We start from the raw sequence: 21196 nt of genomic DNA on the forward strand, positions 1-21196 counted from the left end.
GGATGATTGAAACAGATTAACCATTCTTTATTCTTCGCATTAATTCATTGTTAGTATAAATGATCTCCCCATTAACGCTCGGTTAACCTTGGGAGACGATTGAAATGATCAGCAGAGCAGCGAAATTCAGCGTCGCTGTTGCTTCCCTTCTGGCAAGCAGCAGTCTGGCAACGGCCGCCCCGGCAGTCGTCAATTGCAACACCGCAGTTCGCGGCACACTCGAATACAGGCTGTGCATGCCGACCAGAGCAATTCAGGCCGATAACAAATTCAGTCCCAACGATAGCGATCACGGCAGCCAAAATGTTGGCGGCGGCAAGAAGACTTCCAACACCGGCTCAGTCGCCAGCAATGGGAATGATGGAGATAACGGTGATGGCAATACCGATAGCGGCGGCAATGGCGACGGTGTTGATCAAGGCGACGACACCGGTGGAAACGATCAAGACCCCGGCGGGGATGGCCACCACGGAAAAGACCACCACCACCACAGCAAGGATGGCAAAGGCGACCACGGAAAAGACGATCACCACGGCAAGGACCGCGATGATCATGGCGGCGGCAAGGGCGACAAAGACCGCGACCACGGCAAGGATGGCAAGGGCCACCACGGAAAAGACGATCACCACGGCAAAGACCGCGATGATCATGGCGGCGACAAGGGCGAAAAAGACCGCGACCACAGCAAGGATGGCAAGGACAAGGGTGACAAAGACGGCCCCGGCAAGAACGACAACGGCGGTTCCGGCAAGGACGACAACGGCAGCTCCGGCAAGGGCGACAACGGCGGCTCTGGCAAGGGCGACAATGGTGGCTCCGGCAAGGGCGACAACGGCGGCTCTGGCAAGGGCGACAATGGTGGCTCCGGCAAGAGCGACAACGGCGGCTCTGGCAAGGGCGACAATGGCGGCTCTGGCAAGGGCGACAATGGCGGCTCCGGCAAGAGCAACAATGGTGGCTCCGGCAAGAGCGACAATGGTGGTTCCGGCAAGAACGACAATGGCGGCTCCGGCAAGAGCGACAATGGCGGCTCCGGCAAGGGCGACAACGGCGGTTCCGGCAAGGGCGACAATGGCGGTTCCGGCAAGAGCGACAATGGCGGTTCCGGCAAGGGCGACAATGGCGGCTCCGGCAAGAGCGACAATGGCGGTTCCGGCAAGAGCGACAACGGCGGCTCCGGCAAGAGCGACAACGGCGGCTCCAGCAAGAGCGACAACGGCGGCTCCGGCAAGAGCGACAATGGCGGCTCCGGCAAGGGCGACAATGGCGGTTCCGGCAAGAGCGACAATGGCGGTTCCGGCAAGAGCGACAATGGCGGCTCCGGCAAGAGCGACAATGGCGGCTCCGGCAAGAGCGACAATGGCGGCTCCGGCAAGAGCGATAACGGCGGCTCCGGAAAGGGCGGTACTGAATCCAAGACGGATTGAGCTTATCCGCGCAGAAACGCAAAAGGTGAGGCCGCTCTCGCGGCCTCACCTTTTTGAGTCATCGCCTTGTGTATTGATCGACAGCAAGTAAGGCGAGGAAACCAACGCGTGGATCGTCACCTTCGCCGCCGGAGTGTGTTGCCGCCTACGCCGCGCAGGCCTCGCACAATCCGCGAATCTCGATTGTCGTCTTCTCGGGTTTGAATTTTTGCCCCCGCACCCAGGCCATCAGGCGGTGGTCGACCTCGTGGTCGTGGAACTCCATTACCTGGCCGCAGCTTTCGCAGATGGCGAAGGCGACGATGCCGTGGCTGTGGCAGTCGTCGCCCGGGTGGGCGCAGGCGACGAAGGAATTGATGCTTTCGAGCCGGTGCACGACGCCGTATTCGAGCAGCTTTTCCAATGCCCGGTAGACCTGCAGCGGTGCGCGAAAACCATGGTCGCGCAGCTTGTCGAGGATGGTGTAGGCGCTGAGCGGGCCTTCGGCCTTTTCGAGCACGTCGAAAACAAGCGACTGGTTCTTGGTGAGTTGCGGTGTCGTCATGAGCCTTGTCCTTGCGTAACCGCGCGGTGGCGCCTGGGAAGCAGGCCGAGAATGAAGAGGACGAGCGCCGCGACCACGATCGAGGGACCGGACGGCGTATCGTAGGTGAGCGAGCCGAACAGCCCGCCGACGACGGCCACCGCCCCGATCAGCGAGGCAAGCACCGCCATGATCTCCGGCGTGACCGAGAAGCGGCGCGCCGCCGCCGCCGGAATGATCAACAGCGAGGTGATCAACATGATGCCGACGATCTTCATGGCGATCGCGATGACGACGGCCATCAGGAGCATGAAGAAGAACCGCGCGCGCTCCGGCTTCAGCCCTTCCGCCTCGGCAAGCTCGGCATTGACGGTTGCCGCAAGCAGCGGCGTCCAGAGCCAGGCGAGCGCGGCCAGCACGAACAGTCCGCCGCCCCAGATCAACGCGATATCTCTCGTGGAAACGGCAAGGATATCGCCGAACAGGAAGGCGATGAGATCGATCCTGACCCAGCTCATGAAGGCGACCATGACGAGACCGATCGCCAGCGTCGCATGCGAGAGAATGCCGAGCAGCGCATCGGCCGACAGCGCCTGGCGCTTCTGCAGGAAGAGCAGCAGGACCGAGACCAGGGCCGCGACCGCGAAGACGGCCAGCGTCAGGTTGAGTTCGAAGAGCAGCGACAGCGCGACGCCAAGCAGCGCCGAATGGGCGATCGTATCGCCGAAATAGGCCATGCGCCGCCAGATGATGAAACAGCCGAGCGGCCCGGTCGTCAGCGCCAGCCCGACGCCGGCGAGGATGGCCCGCACGAAGAAATCGTCAAGCATGGCGGCCCTCCCCGCTGCGGGAATGGGCGTGTTCATGCGCATGATCATGCGTGTGCTGATGATCATGTCCGTGCTCGTGCGAGGCATGAGCGTGCTCATGCGGGCCATGAGTGTGCTCATGCGGGCCATGAGTGTGCTCATGGCTATCGCCATGAGGGTGATGCCCGTCTTCAGGGAAACAATGATCCGTCACCGTGCCGTCGGCATGGCGCACGCGCCCGTCCGGCAGATGGGTATGATCGTGATGATGGCTGTAGACGGCGAGCGTCTGCGCCGCCCGGCTGCCGAACAGGCGCACATATTCCGGGCTGCGGCTGACCGCTTCCGGCGTGCCGCGGCAGCAGACATGGCCGTTCAGGCAGATCACCGTGTCGGTTTCTGCCATGACGACATGGAGATCGTGCGAGATCAGCAGGATGCCGCAGCCGCTCAAATTGCGGATCGATTTGATGAGGTCGTAAAGCGCGATCTCGCCGGAGAAATCCACACCCTGCACCGGCTCGTCGAGCACCAGCAGATCGGGCTTGCGGGCAATCGCCCGGGCCATCAGCGCCCGCTGGAATTCGCCGCCGGAGAGATGCTGCACCTCGGCATCGAGCATATGAGCGATGCCGGCGGCTTCGAGCGCCGCATGCATGTCGCGCTCCGGCAGCGGCCCGGTCAGCGTCATCAGCCGGCGCACGGTCAGCGGCAGCGTCCAGTCGATCGAAAGCTTCTGCGGGACATAGCCGACCTTGAGGCCGGCCTTGCGCTCCACCCTGCCCTCATTGGGTTTCAGCACGCCAATCGCCGCCTTCGCGCTCGTAGACTTGCCGGACCCGTTCGGCCCGATCAGCGTGACGATCTCGCCGCGCGAGACGGAAAAATCGACGCCGCGCACCAGCCAGCGGCCGTTCCGGAGGACACCGACATTTTCGAGCGAAACCAGCTGTTCGCCCTTCTTGTTTGCGGGAGAGAGCATCAAATTTTCCGAAAGCGCTGTTGCGTCCTGCTATTGCACACGTTATAGCATAACGCAATTGATGTAATAACATAACGTTTGCAATTCAAGCGGAGCCTATGATGAAACGCGCGCTCGGGCCTGCCCTGAACACCTTGGCCCTTCGAATTCCGGCCGTCCTCGCCATCCCGGCCCTTGCAGTCCCCGTCCTCCTCTTTGCCGGCACCATGCGGGCGGCAGACGCGCCCGTCGTCGTCACCTCGATCAAGCCGATCCATTCGCTGGTCTCGGCGATCATGCAGGGCGTCGGCGAACCGGAGCTGATCGTCGATGGCGCCGCCTCCCCGCACACCTACAATATGAAGCCTTCAAACGCGCGGGCGCTGCAGGAGGCCAAAGTCGTCTTCTGGGTCGGCCCCGGCCTCGAAGTCTTTCTCCAGAAGCCGCTTGAGGCGCTGGGCTCGGATGCCAGCATCGTCGAGCTCGACAACGCGCCGGGCCTCGTCAAGCTTCCCTTCCGTGAAGGCGGCGCATTCGAGCCGCATGACGATGGCGACGAGGCCGAAGCCGCACATGATACCGATCACGACCACGAGCACGGCGGCTTCGACACGCATCTCTGGCTCGACCCGATGAATGCGAAAGCCATGGCCGCCATGATCACCACAACGCTGGTCGCCGCTGACCCCGCCAATGCGCTGACCTATCAGGGCAATGCCAAAGCTCTGGATGACAGGCTGGATGCGCTGGATAAGGAGATCGCCGCCGCCGTCGCCCCGGTCAAGGACAAGCCCTTCATCGTCTTCCACGACGCCTACCAGTATTTCGAGCATCGCTACGCCATCCGCGTCGCCGGCTCGATCACCGTCAGCCCGGAAACCATTCCCGGCGCCGAGCGCGTTTCGCAAATCCACCGCAAGGTCGGCGAACTCGGCGCCACCTGCGTCTTTGCCGAGCCGCAATTCGAGCCGCGCCTGATCGATGTCGTCATCGAGGGCACCCGCGCGAAGTCCGGCGTTCTCGATCCGGAAGCCGCGACGCTGAAGGCCGGTCCTGATCTCTACTTCACCCTCATGCGCGGCATCGCCGACAGCATGAAGAATTGCCTCTCCAGCGCGTGAAGCTCCCAACAGCCGAGGTGGAAAGAGGCGGATGGTCCCGGTCCGCCTTTTCGGCCTAATAAATGTAATTATATAACATTACTGTCAATGAGGTTCCCATGGACAACAGACTCCCGGTCACGGTGCTTTCAGGCTTTCTCGGCGCCGGCAAGACGACCCTGCTCAACCATGTGCTCGCCAATCGCGAGGGTTTGCGCGTCGCCGTCATCGTCAACGACATGAGCGAGGTGAATATCGACGCCAGCCTGGTGCGCGACGGCGGCGCCAATCTCTCGCGCACCGAGGAGCAGCTGGTCGAGATGACCAATGGCTGCATCTGCTGCACGCTGCGCGACGACCTTCTGAAGGAGGTGCGCGGTCTCGCCGAACAGGGCCGCTTCGATTACCTGCTGATCGAATCGACTGGCATCGCCGAGCCCCTGCCCGTCGCCACCACCTTCGAATTCCGCGACGAGAACGGCCAGAGCCTTTCCGACGTCGCAAGGCTCGATACGATGGTGACCGTCGTCGACGCCGCCAATCTGCTTGCCGATTACGCCTCGGCCGATTTTCTTGCCGACCGCGGCGAGACGGCGGGCGACGGCGACAACAGAACCATCGTCGACCTGCTGGTCGAGCAGATCGAATTTTCAGATGTCGTGGTGCTGAACAAGATCGGCACGGCAAGCGAGGGTGAGCGCGACGCCGCGCGCAAGATCATCATCGGCCTCAACCCGGATGCCAGGCTGATCGAGGCGGATTTCGGCAAGGTGGCGCTCAAAGAGGTGCTCGGCACCGGCCGTTTCGACCTCGACAGGGCCGAGACCCATCCGCTCTGGTACAAGGAGCTGCATGGCTTCCGCGACCATCTGCCGGAGACCGAGGAATACGGCATCCGCTCCTTCGTTTACCGCGAGAAGCGCCCCTTCCATCCTGCCAGGCTTCAGGCCTTTCTCGACAGAAGCTGGCCGGGCGTGGTGCGCGCCAAAGGCTTCTTCTGGCTGGCGACCCGCCCGCACCATGTCGGCGAGATCAGCCAGGCCGGTGCGATCGTCCGTACCGGCAGGATGGGCCTGTGGTGGGCGGCCGTGCCGCGCGAACAATGGCCGGACGAACCCGGCTTCCTCCGCGCCCTCGGCCCCTATCTCGACCCCGTCTGGGGCGACCGCCGCCAGGAAATCGTCTTCATCGGTGCCGACCCGATGGACGAGATCTGGATCAGGAGGGAACTCGACGCCTGTCTGGTAGAAAGCGACACCTTCACGCCGGAGCGCTGGCGCAATTTGCCCGATCCCTTCGCCAGCTGGAGCCGCCAGGCGGCATGAAGGCGACGGCAATCAAACGCTACCGCTGCATCTGCGAGGAATGCGATCCATTGCCGCCGATCGAGGGGCTGCATCCGCTGACGCATGAGGGGGATGTGAAGGTTGATCGAACACCAAGGGAATTGTTTCGTATTATTGCCAAGCGAGTGAAGGCGGCACGGCGGCAGAATTAGGCGCGGGCCATGCCCAATCTCCCTCATCCCTGTCCTCCGACTTGATCCGAGGACAGGGATGAGGGTGGGTGGGGAGAGCAACGACGCCCATCGATAGAGTGTCCATTTTCCACTATCCCCTCCCGAAATCGGAAAGGGCGGCCCAAGCCGCCCTTCTCCTATTCACCCATCAATGCCCGACGATGACACTGGAGATGACGCCGCTGGTCACACCGATCAGGAGGAAGTCTTTGTCGGCGCGGACCCAGCGATAGCCGCGCGGCGGCGGCGTCAGACGGTAGCGGTGGTAGTCGTTGACGTCATGGAACCGGCGACGCTCGCTCGCGTTGACGCGGTGTCCCTTTTTCCAATGCGGCCGGATGACCGTCTTTTCGACGATCACCTTCTTCTCAACGACCGGCGGACGATGAAGATCATCGGCGCTGGCCTGGGAAACCACGAAGGGAGAGAGAAGGAAGGAAGCGGAAAGAAGAGCTGCGAAAACCTGTTTCATTTTGTGTTCCTCATGTTGGGCACGGGAGAAAATTAGGCCCGAAAAGATGAACCGAAACTGAAAGTTAAATTACACTTTCGTAATGAAATCCGAGGCATGTCGGCTCGAATTCATATTTTATATTAAGCTTATACACCCTGACGGATAACCGTTTTGCGTGGCCGGAGACATCAATATTCCCACGCCAGGAGCCGGGCTGCGCGTTCGGCGCATGATCCCGAAGATCGGATTCGATTTTCGGCCCGATCAGGCGCAGATTCAAAAGCGCCCTCCCCGCGTCCTGTCTGGCCTCGTCGGTCATCGCGCGGGGGAAAACAGATGGAGGAAACCATGCCGGGTATCAGCATGCGCTATATCGTCGACGACGTCGACGCCGCGCTGGAATTCTACACGAGACATCTCGGCTTCACGGTCGCGCTTCACCCTGCCCCCAGCTTTGCCATCCTCACCAGGGACGGTTTTCGTCTGCTCGTCAGCGGCATGGTGGGACCGGGCGGCGCGTCCCAAGCAATGCCCGACGGGCGAACACCGGAGCCGGGCGGATGGAATCGTATCCAGATCGAGGTCGCAGACCTGGAGGCTGAGGTCGCCACGCTGCGCCAGGCGGGCGCGCGGTTTCGCAATGAAATCGTCCAGGGCATCGGCGGCAAGCAGATCCTGCTCGAAGACCCGGCCGGAAACCCGATCGAGCTCTTCGAAGCACCGAAGAGATGAAAGCTGCGGCAGCGGTCATGCTCGCGCGTCGACTGAATTGCACGCGAGAACCTGATGACGGCGGGCCAGCATCGACGTTGAGCACGGCCAGAATGGCGGCTGCGCCTTGCTACCTGTGTGCGAGCGTGTAGTTTCGGACCAGCATCAATGCAGAGGTAGGAAAAACATGTCCGAATCCGCGGGCGGGCTCTTCGACTATGTCGGGATACTAGCCGTGTTGCTTCTCGTGGCTGCCAATGGCTTCTTCGTCGCCGCCGAATTCGCGCTGGTGTCGGTGAGGCGCAGCCGTGTCACCGAACTTGCCGCAGCAGGCCGCATGAATGCCTCCGCCCTCCAGCGCGCCGTCGACAATCTCGACGCCAACCTCGCGGCCACTCAGCTCGGCATCACCATCTCCTCGCTCGCCCTCGGCTGGGTCGGCGAACCGGCGCTTGCCCATCTGATCGAGCCGCTGCTGTCCTGGCTGCCCGGACAGTGGGCGACGACAGGCGCTCATACCGTCGCCATCGTGATTGCCTTCGTCATCATCACGGCATTGCACATCGTGCTCGGCGAGCTCGCGCCGAAAAGCCTGGCTCTTCAGCGCAGCGAAGCCACCTCGCTTGCCGTGGTGCGTCCACTCGGGCTTTTCCTGGTGCTGTTCAAGCCGGCGATCTTCACCCTGAACGGCATGGGCAACCTCGTACTCCGGGCGGTCGGACTTCGCGCCGGGACAGGCGAATCGTCGTTCCACTCGCCACAGGAATTGAAGCTGCTGGTCGCCGAGAGCCAGGAGGCCGGCCTCTTGAACCAGGTGCAGCAGCAACTCGTCGAACGGGTCTTCAACATCGGCGACAGGCCGATCTCCGACATCATGACCCCGCGTCTCGATATCGAATGGTTCGATGCCGACGACAGCGAGGCCGAGATCCTCAAGACGATCCGCGAATGCGCCCACGAACAATTGCTGGTCGCCCGCGGCTCGATCGACGAACCGATCGGCATGGTGCTGAAGAAGGACCTTCTCGATCAGGTTCTCGACGGCGGCAAGGTCAGGCCGATGGCAGTGATCAAGCAGCCGCTGGTGCTGCACGAGGGCACCTCGGTTGTGCGCGTGCTCGACAGTTTCAAGGCCTCCCCTGTCCGGCTCGCCATTATCATCGACGAATATGGCAGCCTGGAAGGCATCGTTACCCAGACCGATCTGCTCGAAGCCATTGCCGGCGACCTGCCGGGATCCAACGAAGAGCCCGACATCATTGTGCGCGAAGACGGATCGCTGCTGATCGATGCGATGATGCCGGCCTTCGACGCCTTCGAGCGGCTGGGTCTGCGCGATCGTCCGGATGCCGACTTCCATACGCTTGCGGGCTTCGCGCTGCACCAGCTACAGCACATCCCCGAAGCCGGCGAAACCTTCGTTTTCGATAGCTGGCGCTTCGAAGTGCTCGATATGGACGGCATGCGCATCGACAAGATGCTGGCGACGCGCATCCAGGCGGACGGAGTGGAAGCCTGATCGCATCGCATCAAGCTTGCTTCATACCACGCTCTTCAGTTCTTTGTTGATGCGTGCCGCCCCGGAACCGCTGCAATGTCCGGGACAAGCATTAGCCGACGGCCAGCGTCCAGAGCATTCCTGAGATCGCGCAGGCAAGCAGCGTCGTGATGACCGACGTCTTGAACCGGAAGATGGCGACGGCGGCGGCGGCCGACAGCGCCATGGCCGGCGGCACGGCCGATTGCAGCAGGGGGATATCGAGCCGCAAACCGCCAAGGTGGATCGTCGCGACCTCGGCAAACAGCGTGTGCAGGCCGAACCAAATGGCGAGATTGAGGATGACGCCCACCACCGCAGCCGTGATGGCCGACATCGCGCCGGCGAGCGCGACATTGCCGCGCAATTTTTCGATGAACGGCGCGCCGAGAAAGATCCAGAGGAAACAGGGGACGAACGTCACCCAGGTCGTCAGGATTGCCGCAAGCGTGGCTGCGAGCATCGGATCGAGCGATCCGGGATTGCGGTAGGCGCCCATGAAGCCGACGAACTGAAGGACCATGATCAGCGGCCCCGGCGTCGTCTCGGCCATGCCGAGACCATCGAGCATCTCGCCCGCTTTCAGCCAGCCGAAACGCTGCACCGCCTCCTGCGCGACATAGGCGAGCGCGGCATAGGCCCCGCCGAAGGTGACGACCGCCATCTTGCTGAAGAACAGCCCGATTTGGCTGAAGACGTCGCCCGGCCCGAAGAACGCGTAAAGCGCTGCGACGGGCACGAGCCAGAGGGCAAGCAGCGCCGCCGAGATCCGCAGCGACCAGGCGAGATTGGGGCGGGCATGATCAGGTATGCCCTCGCCGAGCGCCGAGTCGGCATCAGACAGCACCGCGCTGCTGGCGGCCTTGTGGCCGCCGCCGGGGCTGAAGGCCTCGAGCCCGAAGCGGCCGCCGAGAAAACCGGCGATGGCGGCAGCCAGCACGATCAGCGGGAACGGCACGCGAAAGAAGAAAATGGCAACGAAGGCCGCGGCCGCAATCGCCAGCATGACGCGATTCCTCAGCGCCCGACCGCCGATGCGGATGACGGCCTGCACGACGACGGCAAGCACGGCCGCCTTCAGCCCGAAGAACAGGCCGGCGACGATGCCGACGCTGCCATAGGCCGCATAGATATAGCTGAGGACGAGGATCGACAGGAAGCCCGGCAGCACGAACAAGATGCCGGCGACGAGACCGCCCAATGTGCGGTGCATCAACCAGCCGATATAGACGGCGAGTTGCTGCGCCTCGGGGCCGGGAAGCAGCATGCAATAATTCAGCGCATGCAGGAAACGGTGCTCGCCGATCCATCGTTTCTCGTCGACGATGATCCGATGCATGACGGCGATCTGGCCGGCCGGGCCTCCGAAGCTCAAGGCGGCGACGCGCAGCCACACCCGGAAGGCCTCTCCGAACGAGATACCGTGGTGATTCCCCTCGCCCGCGTCCTTCCGCCCCGCCTGCCCGGCGGGCACATTCTGTGTCATATCGACCATCTCATGCCCTCTTTTTCGGCGCGGGCCAATTGTGGGTTTCCTCGGTCGCATCGCGGCACCAGCGGAAGAAGGCGTCGTAGAGAAGCATCCCCGCCTCGAGCTGTTCCAGATCGTCGGAATACATTCTGGAGAGACCGAGCGAGGCGGCAAGCAGGCCCGATGCCTCGGGCGCGAGATCGAGCCTTGCCGTATCCGCCGCCCTGACGATTTTCGCCAGGTGCAGGAGCGGTTCGGACGCCAGCCCGAATTCCTCGACCATCAGGTCGAAGGTGCAGAACTCGCCGCGATGGCTCCAGAACACGTCCTCGATATCGAAAGGCACGGCCCCGAAGCGCTCGCCGACGGCGATGACGTCAGGCGCCGGCACGAACAGGAAGACGGCGTGGGCATCGACGAAGCGCCGGATCAGCCAGGGACAGGCGATGCGGTCGATCTTCGGCCGCGCCCTGGTCACCCAGACGGTGCGCCCCTGCCTGTCGCGGCGCGGCAGCTTCGCCTCTGGTACGACAGGTCCGGCCGCAACCCAGGCTTCGAAGCCGCCTTCGAGGCTTTCTGCCTCGATCCCGGCATGTCTGAGATAAGCGGCAACGCCATGGCTGAGCTTGGCGCCCCTCTGGCACACCACCACAACGGCATCGGCATCGGCATCGATGCTATCGACCCAGGATGCAACGTCGGTATAGTCGCGCCGGATCGAGCCCGGAACCAGGCGCGGATCGAGCGCGAAATCCTCCTGCGTACGCACATCGATGATGGTAGGCGCACCGGGAGTTCCGATGAGGCGATTGAGCTTGTCGGGAGAAATTTCGAGAAATGACGGCATGACGCGTCCTCCGTAGATCGGGTTTACCGGACGCGATTCTTCAGCATGACGCCTCGTGGGGTGATCGCGACCCCAGAACCAAAGCATTGGCAAAGAGACGCCATCCTGTCAAGGACGACGCCTCCGCTGCGGTTATGCCTGTCTACACGGCAGCTGCGCTGTGCGTATGACAATGCCCTATCTCGTCCGGTGTCATCCTCCGCAATGCCTTTCGCCTGCTGTTCAAGGAGCCGCTCACATCCCAAAAACCTCGCCAACACAAACACTTCGGCCCCAGAATGGAACAAAAAGCCCACTCGGCCATTTCTCTCTCACCGAAAGAGGAGAAAGTACCATGACGTACGACCCCAATAATGCCAACGACCCGAACCGCCCGCTGAACCCGAATCTGGATCTGCGCACCACGCCGAGCGCGCGCAGCAGCAACACATGGGTTGTCTGGGTCGCCGCATTGGCCGTGATCGCTGTCGCTGCATTCGCCTACTCGCAGTGGAGCACCCCCGGCACATCCCCGGACACGACAGCTTCCACGACCCAATCCGAGCCGGCGCCGGTCAAGCCGATTGCTCCGACCGACAACAGCGCAACGCCCGCACCGGCACCAGCCCCGGCCACTCCGCCGGCCGCCCCTGCCCAGCAGTAACCCTGCTCGGCACATAGAAGCTGGAACGATCCTTGGCGCGCCGTGTCCGACACGCCAGGGATGGTTCATGGTTTTGATTGGTCCGAGAAGGAACAAGTTATGTGCCGGCACGGGGCATCTTTTCACCGCCAGCCCTTGAACCTCTTCGAACAAGCCTTATATTTCAATCATTGAGCTTGTCTCCGACGGCTGACCACGGATGTACTGGCAGCCGTCGTCGAGACAAATCGAGGAAGGTCGGTGCGAATTTCGCCCGGCCTTTTTTCTTGTCCTCATCATCGCCGGCGAACCGGCTCGGCCCTCGCAGGCTCGACGATTACTTGGGAATCCTGTTGTAGAAGGATTGCGGATCGTACACGCACTCATAGTCGAGCAGGCAGAGCTTGCCGTCGCCGTCCTTGATCCTCGCAGTGTCGTATTTATCGCCCAGACTGCATCTCGCCGGCGGATAGCGGAAACTGCGCCCACCGAAACCCATGCGCACGAAGACCTTCTTGTCCTGGCGGATGATCTGCGCAAGCTGCCCACAGCTATGATCCCTGGCATTGACCTCCACTGTCTCGGCCGCAAAGCCTGCGGAGGGAAGCAACAGCGCGACGGCCAGAACGAGGCTTTTCATGGAGACTCCTGAACATGAGAGGGCAGAGATAGGCCACATGCATCCATGCCGCCAGCCTTCAAGACCGTATGATAGCCTGCAAACGGCCTGGACGGAATTAGCGCACGATCGATCATGCCGCGCGCATCCCGATCCGTTAAGATGTTTCGCCTATCCTGCCGGCCATGAAACCGACCTTTGGACGCAGGCGCCCCGCATCACCCGAGCGCCCCGCATTACTCGAGCGCCCCACATTACTCGAGCGAAAGCGGATCGAGGCCGCTCCGGTGCCCGGCAATGATGCGACCTATGACTGGCGCAGGATCGGTCGATACGCCAGAAACGGCGCCGTGGCCCTTCTGATCACCGGAAAGCTTGCCGTTGCGGCCATTCACTTCTCCGCCCTCGACAAGTCCTACTCTTTCTCGCAATACGCACCGCCCATGGCGGCGATGGCGGCCCTGGTGATTTTCATCCTCGGAGCCCTCTGGCTCCTCGGCGTCAAGCCGACCGAACGCGACTGAGGCGCCTGCCGATCCCGACCTTCGAATATCAGGGGAAATTATAGGACGACGCGGGGTCGAGGACGCAGGCATAGTCGAGAACGCACTGCTTGCCCGCTGCATCGCGAAAGCTGGTCGTTGTGCGCTTGTCGCCCAGGCTGCATTGGGCCGGCGGATAGCGGAAGCTGCGGCCGCCGAAACCGACACGGACAAACACCTTCTTATTTTGTCGGATGATCTGCGCAATCTCCCCGCAGCTGTGATCCCCCGCCTTGACCTGCATCACCCCGGCGGCAAAAGCCGGCAGCGGCAAAGACAAGGCGACAGCGAAAATGACGCTTCTCATGGCCCCCTCCAGTCTATCACAGGAAGATAGGGCGAGCGGATCGATGCGGCCAGTGGTTCTGAGAGGGCGAACCACGGCGCCGCGTTCCGGAACGATTTCCGGCAGGCCGGAAAATCCGGCCTGGTTTAAAATCCATCAATCTTTTCAAGAGATTTGGTGGGTGATGTAGGGCTCGAACCTACGACCCGCTGATTAAGAGTCAGCTGCTCTACCAACTGAGCTAATCACCCGTTCGCGCTTGGCTGCGCGGTGTGACGGGGCGTATAAACAGGATCGGCAGGCTTGTCCAGCACATCGGCGAAATTTCTTTGGTTAATTGCAAAGATTTTTCTGCACGGCTGAAATGCGGCACGTAGCCCCGAAAATCGGAACCGGTTTTCGCAAGGGATCATCCACAGATTCAAACGCATAAAGCATGTCGCGCAAAAGTGTGCAGCGGTTTTGCGCTGAAGACATGCGGAAAACCAAAGACCTAAAGCGTGGCCAAGCGAATCCGAAAGATCGCGGCGCGCTTTAGAACAGCCGTGGCGCGGCCTGTCGGCCACGCGGCACTCTGACGACATCAAAGGTCGAGCGTGCCGCTCGCCAGCCTTACCGCCTGGCCGCCGATCCGCGCATTGGAAATCGCGCCGCCGTCGACATCGATATGCAGGTGGATGAAGGAGGGCCGGCCCATCTCGACGCCCTGCTCGATCATGATCGGGTGATGCCCGTCCGTCAGCCGGTCGAAATGGTGGATCGCGCCGGAGAGTGCCGCCGCCGCCGAACCAGTGGCCGCGTCTTCGACGATGCCCATGCCGCTTGCGAACATGCGCGCATGGAACTTGGCCACGTGGTTGATGCCGCCGCGGCAATAGACATAGGCCGAGGCAAGCGCGCCATCGACGAAGGGCACGATCTTTTCCCATAGCTGCGGATCGAATTCCACCCGTTGCGCGGCGCCGACATCGTGCACCGGAATGAGCAGAAAGGGAACGCCGGCGCTCCAGATCGAGGGCACGTGATTTTCGAAGCCGATCTCGGTGACCTTCAGCGACAGCGCATCGGCCATCCCGAGCTTGTCGAGCGGCATGACGGCCTGCTGCGATTTGCGCGGCAGGTCGAATTCGGCAAAGCTCGCCTCGCCCTCCCTCAGCCGCACGGCGCAGCGCACCGGCCCGACATTTTCCTCGATGACGGTGACGAGATCGCGGTTTACGGCGCCATGCGTCCGTTCGGCGAGCGCAATCGCCGTGCCGACCGTCGGATGGCCGGCAAACGGCAATTCGCGCCCCGGGGTAAATATCCTGATCCTGGCCGCATAGGCGGGATTGCTCGAAGGCTGCACGAAAACCGTCTCCGAGAGATTGATCTCCCGAGTAATCGCCTGCATCGCCTCGTCGCTGAGATCGTCTCCGTCGAAGATCACCGCCAGCGGATTGCCGGCAAGCTTTCGATCGGTGAACACGTCATAGACGCTGTAGCTTCGCGCCACATCGGCCTCCTTGAATCGGTCATCGCGCCGCCAAACTGCCCGACCGAGCGGCCGAGTGCAAGGCGGTAAGTCCGCTAAGAACAACGCATGTCCGGCGGAAGACGCCGGTAGTCTTGAATTTGCGCGTGATGCTTAATGAAAATCGATTTTTGTTTCTTGGGTAGGCGGCGTTGGAGTAGTCCTTCGGGAATCTATTGATAAGAACGCGATTATCGCAGGAATAGAGCCGGCATGCCGTGCGCCCCCCTCTGGCCTGCCGGCCATCTCCCACAAGGGTGGAGATTGGCACGAGGCCTGACCGCCGCTCCCCCCTCAACCGGCATAGTAATCACAATATTTTAGTTGTTGGGGGGCCGTCACGCCCAGCCGATCTCCACCCTTGTGGGAGATGGCCGGCAGGGCAGAGGGGGTGTCACACGGCATGCCGGTAAAATGTATGCTGCTGAACCGCGCCCTCTCTCTGACGTCATGCAGAGACCTTCCCAAAATACCAGTCAATCACCGGCAGCATCGCCCGGTTATACGGATAGGCCGAGTGATCGGCCGAGCGGATTGCCACAGCACCCGCGATCTCCTTGTCCTCGGCGACCAGCATGTGGGCCTCGATCCGCTCCACCATTTCGTCGGCCGTCAGGTCGAAGCGGAAGAGGCGCATGAGCGTCACCGTCCGGTTGGCGTGACTGGCGTAGAGCTCCTGCCCCGCCACAGCATCGGAAAGGTTGAAGCCGGTCTCCTCATGGACTTCGCGGCGCATATTGGCCTCGATGTCGCAGCGCCCGTCGACGATATCCTCCGCCTCCAGCGAACCGGCGGCGAAATAGACCTGGCCGGGATTGGCGGTATGGGCGCCCATGCGGATCGCCACCAGCGCGCCATCGGCGCTTTCGAGGACGGGATAGGCGAAGATGTGCAGGCCGCCCTGGCGCTGCGGCTGGCGGCGCCACCACATGAAAGCGGAAAAGGGAGTGACATAGCCCTCGCCCGAAATCCCGTCCTCACCAAGCGACAGCTGCTGCTGGAACACCAGGCGCCCGTCGAACAGCGCCGGGTTGGCGGCCGTTTCCTTGGCCCAGTTCTCGCGGATGTCAGTCTCCTCGGCGACAACAAGTGGATGGGGTCCGGGCAGGACGCGCAGATCGACGCCGGCGATCCGGAAGACCGTGGCCTCCGGCGGCCAGCCGGCGAAATCATCGGAAAAATCGCTGTGCGGGAAATTCATGTTCAAATTGGTTTTCATGTTCGCTTTCAGGGGAGATCCAGTGTCATGACGACGGGGCAGTGATCGGACGCCTTCGGCCGGTCCCAGCCGGTGCGCGGGTAACGCTCCACCTCCTGCCCCGGCGGGAGGATGGTGCGATAGGGCTGGCCGCTGCGGATGATTTCAGGCAGGCGGCCGGCATTATGGGCGGCGAGCGCTGGCGAAAGCCAGAGATAATCGAGTTGACAGAGCCACTGCTCCTGCGGCCCGCGGGAGTGATAGAGCGTCCAGCGGTCGAGGGCCTCGCGGCGGCACACGACGTTTTCGGCAAAGCCGTCGCGGCTGAAGACGTCGAGGGCGCTTTCGGCCTCTTGCCTATGCTCGAAGCGGTAATCGGTGCCGCGCCGGCCGATGACATCGACCCGCTCCTGATAATCGTTCATATCGCCGCAAATGGCGAAGCTCTTCGTGCCTGCCTGATCGGCGCCGAAGCGGTCCTCGATGATGCGGCGCACGGCGCGCGCCTCGGCCCGGCGGATCGCCATGGTCGACTGGCGCCCGTCGAGCCCGTCGCGCGGATTGCCCATCGATTTGAAATGCACGACATAGAGCGAAAGCGGCCGGCCACCGATCAGAAGGTCGAGTTCCAGGCAATCGCGCTTGAAGATCTTGTCGTCGATGCGGTTGGTGAGCGCCAGCTCCTCGTCGAAGAGATCGAGATCGCGATAGGTCGTCATCGCATGGCTTCTGATATCTCTGACTTCGATCTTCCGGCCGTCGCGCGTTTCCTCGCGCATCAGGACGGCGACGTCGATGCCGCGGCTGTCATTGCCCTCGACCAGGAATTTCTGGCGATAGCCGTTTCCGACCATGCGGAAGAGATAGCCGTATTCGAAGGCGTGCAGGGCGGCCATATTGTCAATTTCCTGCAGGCAGAGAATATCGGCATCCGCATCGGCAATCGCCAGCGCCGTCATCTGCCTGGTGTCGTCGGTCGCCGCGATCACGCGCGCCTGCTCGAGCTGCTGGTAGACGCCCTCGCTATTGACCTCGAAAAGCTTGATGACGCGGTCCTGGCGCAGCTGGTTGCGGAAACCGGTGAAATCGAAACGGGTCAGCAAATTTTCGACATTGAAAGTGGCGAGACGAAGCGACATGGCAAGGGTCCGGTTGCGGGCAGTACCTTAACGGGCAATCGCCGCAGGGAAAGATGGCGAGCCAAGAATTATGCGGACAAACATCCCTCTTGCAGCCCAGACGCAGCTCTTGCCTCGCCTCAAAGCCGCCAACCGGCGCGGATGACAACGCGTAAGGCTTCACCCGGCTCGACGACGACTCGGCTGTAGGCGCGCAACGTCTGGCCGTTGCCGAGCATCAGTTTCACGGCGTAACGCTCGCCCTCGAAAAGCACGGATTCGACGGTGGCGGGAGCCCCCTCGCCGCCCATGCTCACATCCTCCGGCCGCACGAGGATATCGGCGCCATCGGTATTGGCCGCCTGCAGCGCATCCTGCAGCTCGTCCCACTCCAGATGGCGTTCGCCGCCCATGACAGGCAGCGTCAGGATCGCGCCTCGCCCGATCAGCCCGCCGACGATGCGCCCTTCCGGCCGGGCATAGATCTCGGCCGGCGGCGCCACTTGCAGCAGGCGCCCCTCGGACATGACGGCGACGTCGGTCGCCAGCGCCATCGCCTCGCTCTGGTCGTGGGTGACATAGATCATCGTCGCGCCCGAGCGCCGGTGGAATTCTCGGAAGGTCTCCTCCATCTCCTGCTTCAGATGTCGGTCGAGATTGGCGAGCGGCTCGTCGAGCAGCACGACATCAGGCGATGTCACCAGGCAGCGGGCGAGCGCCACGCGCTGGCGCTGGCCGCCGGAGAGATCGGCCGGCCGCCGCCCGGCGTAGTCGGCGAGCCGGACGGTGGAAAGCGCCTCGCCGACCTTCGCCCGGTAAGCCTCGCCGGAGACGCCGCGCACCTTCAGGGGATAGCCGACATTGTCGGCGACGCTCATATGCGGCCAGAGCGCATAGGACTGGAAGACCATCGCCATGTTGCGCTTCTCCGGCGGCAGCGACTGGGCGGCATCGGCCAGCAGCCGCTCGCCGAGATGGATTGAGCCGTCGGAGGGCGTCTCGAAACCGGCGATCATCCTGAGAACCGTCGTCTTGCCGCAGCCGGAAGGCCCGAGCAGCGCCAGGAAACCGCCCTCGCGCACGTCGAGCGAAAAATCGCTGACGACCACCCGCCCCGTGCCGAAATCCTTGGCCACCCGGTTGAGGATCAGTTGCGCCATGGGACCACCCCTTTCGGCAAGCGTTTGGCGAGACACTCGAGCAGCAGCATCATGACGACGACCATGAGCACGACGAGCACGGACAGTGCCGAGGCAAGGTCGGAACTGCCGCTGTCGTCGAGATTGTAGATGGCGACGCCGAGCGTCTGGGTGCCGGCCGACCAGAGCAGCGCCGAGATCGTCAGTTCGTTGCAGGCGATCAGGAAGACGAGGATGACGGAGGCGCCGGCGGCGGGTGCAATCAGCGGCACGATGATATCGAAAAGCCTGCGGAAGAAACCGGCGCCGGAAAGCCGCGCGGCCTCTTCCAGCGCCGGATCGAGCTGATGAAAGGCGCTGACTATGGGCTTCAGGCTGACGGCGAAGAAGGAGGAGAAATAGGCGATCAGGATGATCCAGATCGTGCCGTAGAGCGAGACGTTGAGGAACGGGATCGGAGCGGCGAAGACCAGAATGAAGGACACCGCCATGACGATGCCGGGCAGCGAATAGGGTATCTCGATCAAGCTGGAGACGATGCGGGAAACCGCATCTCTGCGCCGCGTCAGCGCATAGGCCGTCAGCACTGTCACCACCAGGAGACAAAGCGCGGTGGCGCTGGCGAGCGACAGCGAATTGATGAAAGCGGTGCGTGTCACCGCCTGCCGGAACAGGATCTCCTCAAAGGCATGCAGTGACATGGTCTTGAAGGTCAGCGGCACGCCATAGGCCGGCACCAGTGCGCCGGCGACCAATGCAAAAAAGGGTGCGGCCAGCATGAAGAACAGGATCGCCCAGAGGAGCGGCGTGAAGACGAAGCGCCAGGCGCCGAGCTCGAAGGCGGCACTCGCTCCCGATAGCCCGATGACGCGGTAGTCGCGGCCGCGCAGCGCCCGATCCTGGATCATCAGCCCGGCGACCGAGATCATCGCGATGATGCCTGAGAGCACGGCGACATCGCCGAAGGTGCGGCTCGTGAAGGCTGAGAATTTGGTGAAGATCAACGTCGGCAACGTGAAGATCGAGGCGGGAATGCCGAGAATGGCGGGAATGCCGAAATTGCCGGTGCAGGAGACGAATGAGATCGCCGCCCCGGCAATGATGCCGGGCAGCGACAGGGGCAAAATGATGTCGCGAAACACCCGCAGGCTGGAGGCGCCGGAAAGCCGCGCCGCTTCGACGCCGTCGCGCGGCAGCGTCATCAGCCCTGCGCGCAGCGCGAGATAGACCAGCGGCGCATGCTGCACGCCATAGAGCAGCGCGATGCCACTCAGCGAATAAAGCGGCTGCGGCGAGCCCATCGGAGGCGCAAGCGACAGCGCCTTCAAGAGCGGGCTGGAGGGGCCAGACATCTGCACCCAGGCAAGTGCGGTCACCTGCGGCGGGATCATCATCGGCAACACGAAGAAGAAGCTGAGCAGCCCCTTGCGACGGATATCGGTCAGCGTCAACAGGAAGGCGAAGAGGCAGCCGATGGCGAGCGAGATCACCGTGCCGAGAACTGACGTGACGATGGTGTAATAGGTCGCCGACCAGAGCGATGGGGCGCTGAGAACATCGATCACGCCGCCATTTGCGAAAGCCCATATCCCGACCATGGCAAGGCGGGCGAGCGGCAGCACGCTGAGGATCAGGACTGATATAACGATAAAAGGAAAGAGCCAGGCGGGCTGGCTGTTTCCGGTTTTGATATATCCTTGCATGAAGGGATCAGTTCGAGCCGTAGATGCCCGAGAAGGTCTTCAGATCCTGGTCGGTATTCTTGAGCGCTTCGGCCGCCTTGATGGACAGCACCTTGATGGCATCACGCGCCGGGAAACCTTCCGGCAACTTCATGCCATTGCGGGCCGGGATATAGCCGAGCTTGAGGAAGCCCTCCTGGCCCTTTTCGGAGAGCACATAATCGACGAACTTCTTGCCGGCATCGGCGTTCTTGGTGCTGGCGAAGATGCCGACCGGCTCGGTGACGGCCGAGACGCCTTCGCTCGGGAAGACGAACTCGACGGGCGCACCCTTGGCTTTTTCGCGGATCGGCAGGTAATCGACGACCATGCCATAGGCTTTCTCGCCCGAGGCGACCGACTTCAGCACGGCGCCGTTGCCGCCGGCGGCGATCGCGCCGTTTTCGGCAAGCGACTTATAGAAGTCCCAGCCGAGGCCAGGGACGGCGGCCAGCGTCTGGGCGTGGATGAGCGCGGCACCCGAAGCGAGCGGGCTCGGCATGGTGACGAGGCCCTTGGCCTCCGGCTTGGTCAGGTCCTTCCAGCTCGTCGGCTTCATAGCCGCCGAGGTGTTGTACATGATGCCTGTTGTGATCAGCTTGGTCGAGTAATAATAGCCGTCGGCGTCATAGAGGCTGGCGTCGTAGCCTGCGGCCTCCGGCGATTTGTAGGCCAGCAGCTTGCCGTCTTCCTTGAGGCGCTCCAGCGTCACCATATCGGCGATCAGGAGAACATCGGCGACAGGATTGCCGGCCTGGATCTCGGCCTGCAGCTTGGCGATGATCTTCGGCGTGCCGTCGCGCACCCAGTCGACCTTGATATCGGGATTGGCGGCCATGAAACCGTCGACCGTTGCCTGCGCGTCTTCATTCGGCTGGCTGGTATAGAGAACGAGGTTTGCGGCCGAAGCCGAAACGGCAAGGAGGCTCGCGGCAAGAAGGGCTGCGGCGGAAACGATCGTTTTCATGAGTGTGATCCTCGGGAATTGCGTCACCCTTCCCTTATGGCGGGCCGTTGACAGGGATGTGACAGCGGCCTGCGGCCGGATTCACAACCTTCTCCGGCCCTTCATCCGCCCT

General features: G+C 62.5%; 23 protein-coding genes and 1 tRNA gene. 8 read left to right on the top strand and 16 right to left on the bottom strand.

From position 1 onward, the window contains the following. Positions 1-104 precede the first annotated feature (104 nt). Positions 105-1427 (top strand): hypothetical protein, encoded by a 1323-nt coding sequence (locus RHEC894_RS13850; RefSeq protein WP_085737687.1) that lies wholly within the window; start codon positions 105-107, stop codon positions 1425-1427. Positions 1428-1572: 145 nt separating this feature from the next. Here RHEC894_RS13850 and RHEC894_RS13855 read toward each other — a convergent pair whose 3' ends face one another. From RHEC894_RS13855 to RHEC894_RS13865, 3 genes are read right to left on the bottom strand one after another with little or no spacing between them, the layout of a single operon-like run. Further along, on the bottom strand, positions 1573-1971 hold the full coding sequence (locus tag RHEC894_RS13855) for a Fur family transcriptional regulator (protein ID WP_085737688.1): 399 nt from the start codon (positions 1969-1971) through the stop codon (positions 1573-1575). After that, positions 1968-2780 carry an iron chelate uptake ABC transporter family permease subunit gene (locus RHEC894_RS13860; protein ID WP_085737689.1) on the bottom strand — a complete coding sequence of 271 codons (813 nt, stop codon included), beginning with the start codon at positions 2778-2780 and terminating at the stop codon, positions 1968-1970. The genes RHEC894_RS13855 and RHEC894_RS13860 overlap by 4 nt, the downstream gene beginning before the upstream one ends. Beyond that, a complete protein-coding gene (locus tag RHEC894_RS13865) occupies positions 2773-3741 on the bottom strand; it encodes a metal ABC transporter ATP-binding protein (protein WP_085737690.1) in 969 nt (322 codons plus the stop codon). Before RHEC894_RS13865 ends, RHEC894_RS13860 begins: the two co-directional genes overlap by 8 nt. Positions 3742-3947: 206 nt before the next feature. Between RHEC894_RS13865 and RHEC894_RS13870 the strand changes: the two genes are divergently transcribed. The 3 genes from RHEC894_RS13870 to RHEC894_RS33015 all read left to right on the top strand — a co-directional run bounded on the left by RHEC894_RS13870 (position 3948) and on the right by RHEC894_RS33015 (position 6318). Continuing rightward, on the top strand, positions 3948-4841 hold the full coding sequence (locus RHEC894_RS13870) for a zinc ABC transporter substrate-binding protein (protein WP_245339523.1): 894 nt from the start codon (positions 3948-3950) through the stop codon (positions 4839-4841). A 98-nt stretch (positions 4842-4939) separates the two neighbouring features. After that, complete coding sequence (gene zigA / locus RHEC894_RS13875; protein ID WP_085737691.1) at positions 4940-6145, top strand: zinc metallochaperone GTPase ZigA; 1206 nt, start codon at positions 4940-4942, stop codon at positions 6143-6145. Beyond that, the gene (locus RHEC894_RS33015) at positions 6142-6318 is read left to right on the top strand and encodes a hypothetical protein (protein ID WP_010069162.1); all 177 of its coding nucleotides are present in this window, start codon (positions 6142-6144) and stop codon (positions 6316-6318) included. Before zigA ends, RHEC894_RS33015 begins: the two co-directional genes overlap by 4 nt. Positions 6319-6487: 169 nt before the next feature. Here RHEC894_RS33015 and RHEC894_RS13880 read toward each other — a convergent pair whose 3' ends face one another. Continuing rightward, a complete protein-coding gene (locus RHEC894_RS13880; RefSeq protein WP_085737692.1) occupies positions 6488-6811 on the bottom strand; it encodes an RcnB family protein in 324 nt (107 codons plus the stop codon). 330 nt (positions 6812-7141) lie between these two features. On the opposite strand from RHEC894_RS13880, the gene RHEC894_RS13885 reads away from it, so the two are divergent. Then, a complete protein-coding gene (locus tag RHEC894_RS13885) occupies positions 7142-7525 on the top strand; it encodes a VOC family protein (protein WP_085738981.1) in 384 nt (127 codons plus the stop codon). Positions 7526-7691: 166 nt separating this feature from the next. Beyond that, positions 7692-9023, top strand: a complete 1332-nt coding sequence (locus tag RHEC894_RS13890) for a hemolysin family protein (RefSeq protein ID WP_085737693.1) — start codon at positions 7692-7694, stop codon at positions 9021-9023. A 91-nt stretch (positions 9024-9114) separates the two neighbouring features. On the opposite strand, the gene chrA is transcribed toward RHEC894_RS13890, so the two are convergent. After that, the gene (chrA, locus tag RHEC894_RS13895; RefSeq protein WP_085737694.1) at positions 9115-10536 is read right to left on the bottom strand and encodes a chromate efflux transporter; all 1422 of its coding nucleotides are present in this window, start codon (positions 10534-10536) and stop codon (positions 9115-9117) included. A 1-nt stretch (position 10537) separates the two neighbouring features. Then, positions 10538-11359 (bottom strand): sulfurtransferase/chromate resistance protein, encoded by an 822-nt coding sequence (locus tag RHEC894_RS13900; RefSeq protein WP_085737695.1) that lies wholly within the window; start codon positions 11357-11359, stop codon positions 10538-10540. Positions 11360-11693: 334 nt separating this feature from the next. Between RHEC894_RS13900 and RHEC894_RS13905 the strand changes: the two genes are divergently transcribed. Beyond that, positions 11694-12002, top strand: a complete 309-nt coding sequence (locus tag RHEC894_RS13905) for a hypothetical protein (protein WP_010066626.1) — start codon at positions 11694-11696, stop codon at positions 12000-12002. 316 nt (positions 12003-12318) lie between these two features. On the opposite strand, the gene RHEC894_RS13910 is transcribed toward RHEC894_RS13905, so the two are convergent. Next, positions 12319-12621 (bottom strand): hypothetical protein, encoded by a 303-nt coding sequence (locus RHEC894_RS13910; protein WP_085737696.1) that lies wholly within the window; start codon positions 12619-12621, stop codon positions 12319-12321. A 266-nt stretch (positions 12622-12887) separates the two neighbouring features. On the opposite strand from RHEC894_RS13910, the gene RHEC894_RS13915 reads away from it, so the two are divergent. Continuing rightward, the gene (locus RHEC894_RS13915) at positions 12888-13124 is read left to right on the top strand and encodes a hypothetical protein (protein WP_245339470.1); all 237 of its coding nucleotides are present in this window, start codon (positions 12888-12890) and stop codon (positions 13122-13124) included. A gap of 28 nt (positions 13125-13152) precedes the next feature. Here RHEC894_RS13915 and RHEC894_RS13920 read toward each other — a convergent pair whose 3' ends face one another. The 9 genes from RHEC894_RS13920 to RHEC894_RS13955 form a co-directional block, all read right to left on the bottom strand. Continuing rightward, positions 13153-13449 carry a hypothetical protein gene (locus RHEC894_RS13920; RefSeq protein ID WP_010066326.1) on the bottom strand — a complete coding sequence of 99 codons (297 nt, stop codon included), beginning with the start codon at positions 13447-13449 and terminating at the stop codon, positions 13153-13155. A 154-nt stretch (positions 13450-13603) separates the two neighbouring features. Further along, a tRNA-Lys gene (locus tag RHEC894_RS13925) sits at positions 13604-13679 on the bottom strand. Continuing rightward, entirely contained in the window at positions 13674-13994 is a 321-nt protein-coding gene (locus tag RHEC894_RS33020; protein WP_164517690.1) for a hypothetical protein, read from the bottom strand. Before RHEC894_RS33020 ends, RHEC894_RS13925 begins: the two co-directional genes overlap by 6 nt. A gap of 17 nt (positions 13995-14011) precedes the next feature. Continuing rightward, a complete protein-coding gene (locus RHEC894_RS13930) occupies positions 14012-14923 on the bottom strand; it encodes a PhzF family phenazine biosynthesis protein (RefSeq protein ID WP_085737697.1) in 912 nt (303 codons plus the stop codon). 466 nt (positions 14924-15389) lie between these two features. Next, positions 15390-16160, bottom strand: coding sequence for a DNA mismatch repair protein MutT (locus RHEC894_RS13935; protein WP_085737698.1), 771 nt, complete (start codon positions 16158-16160; stop codon positions 15390-15392). An 8-nt stretch (positions 16161-16168) separates the two neighbouring features. Then, entirely contained in the window at positions 16169-17278 is a 1110-nt protein-coding gene (locus RHEC894_RS13940) for an endonuclease/exonuclease/phosphatase family protein (protein ID WP_085737699.1), read from the bottom strand. A 119-nt stretch (positions 17279-17397) separates the two neighbouring features. Further along, positions 17398-18417, bottom strand: a complete 1020-nt coding sequence (locus RHEC894_RS13945) for an ATP-binding cassette domain-containing protein (RefSeq protein WP_010067235.1) — start codon at positions 18415-18417, stop codon at positions 17398-17400. Next, positions 18405-20099, bottom strand: coding sequence for an iron ABC transporter permease (locus RHEC894_RS13950; protein WP_085737700.1), 1695 nt, complete (start codon positions 20097-20099; stop codon positions 18405-18407). The genes RHEC894_RS13945 and RHEC894_RS13950 overlap by 13 nt, the downstream gene beginning before the upstream one ends. 7 nt (positions 20100-20106) lie before the next feature. After that, complete coding sequence (locus RHEC894_RS13955) at positions 20107-21084, bottom strand: ABC transporter substrate-binding protein (RefSeq protein ID WP_085737701.1); 978 nt, start codon at positions 21082-21084, stop codon at positions 20107-20109. Between the last annotated feature and the right edge of the window lie 112 nt (positions 21085-21196).

The organism is Rhizobium sp. CIAT894 (assembly GCF_000172795.2).
Lineage (GTDB): Bacteria > Pseudomonadota > Alphaproteobacteria > Rhizobiales > Rhizobiaceae > Rhizobium.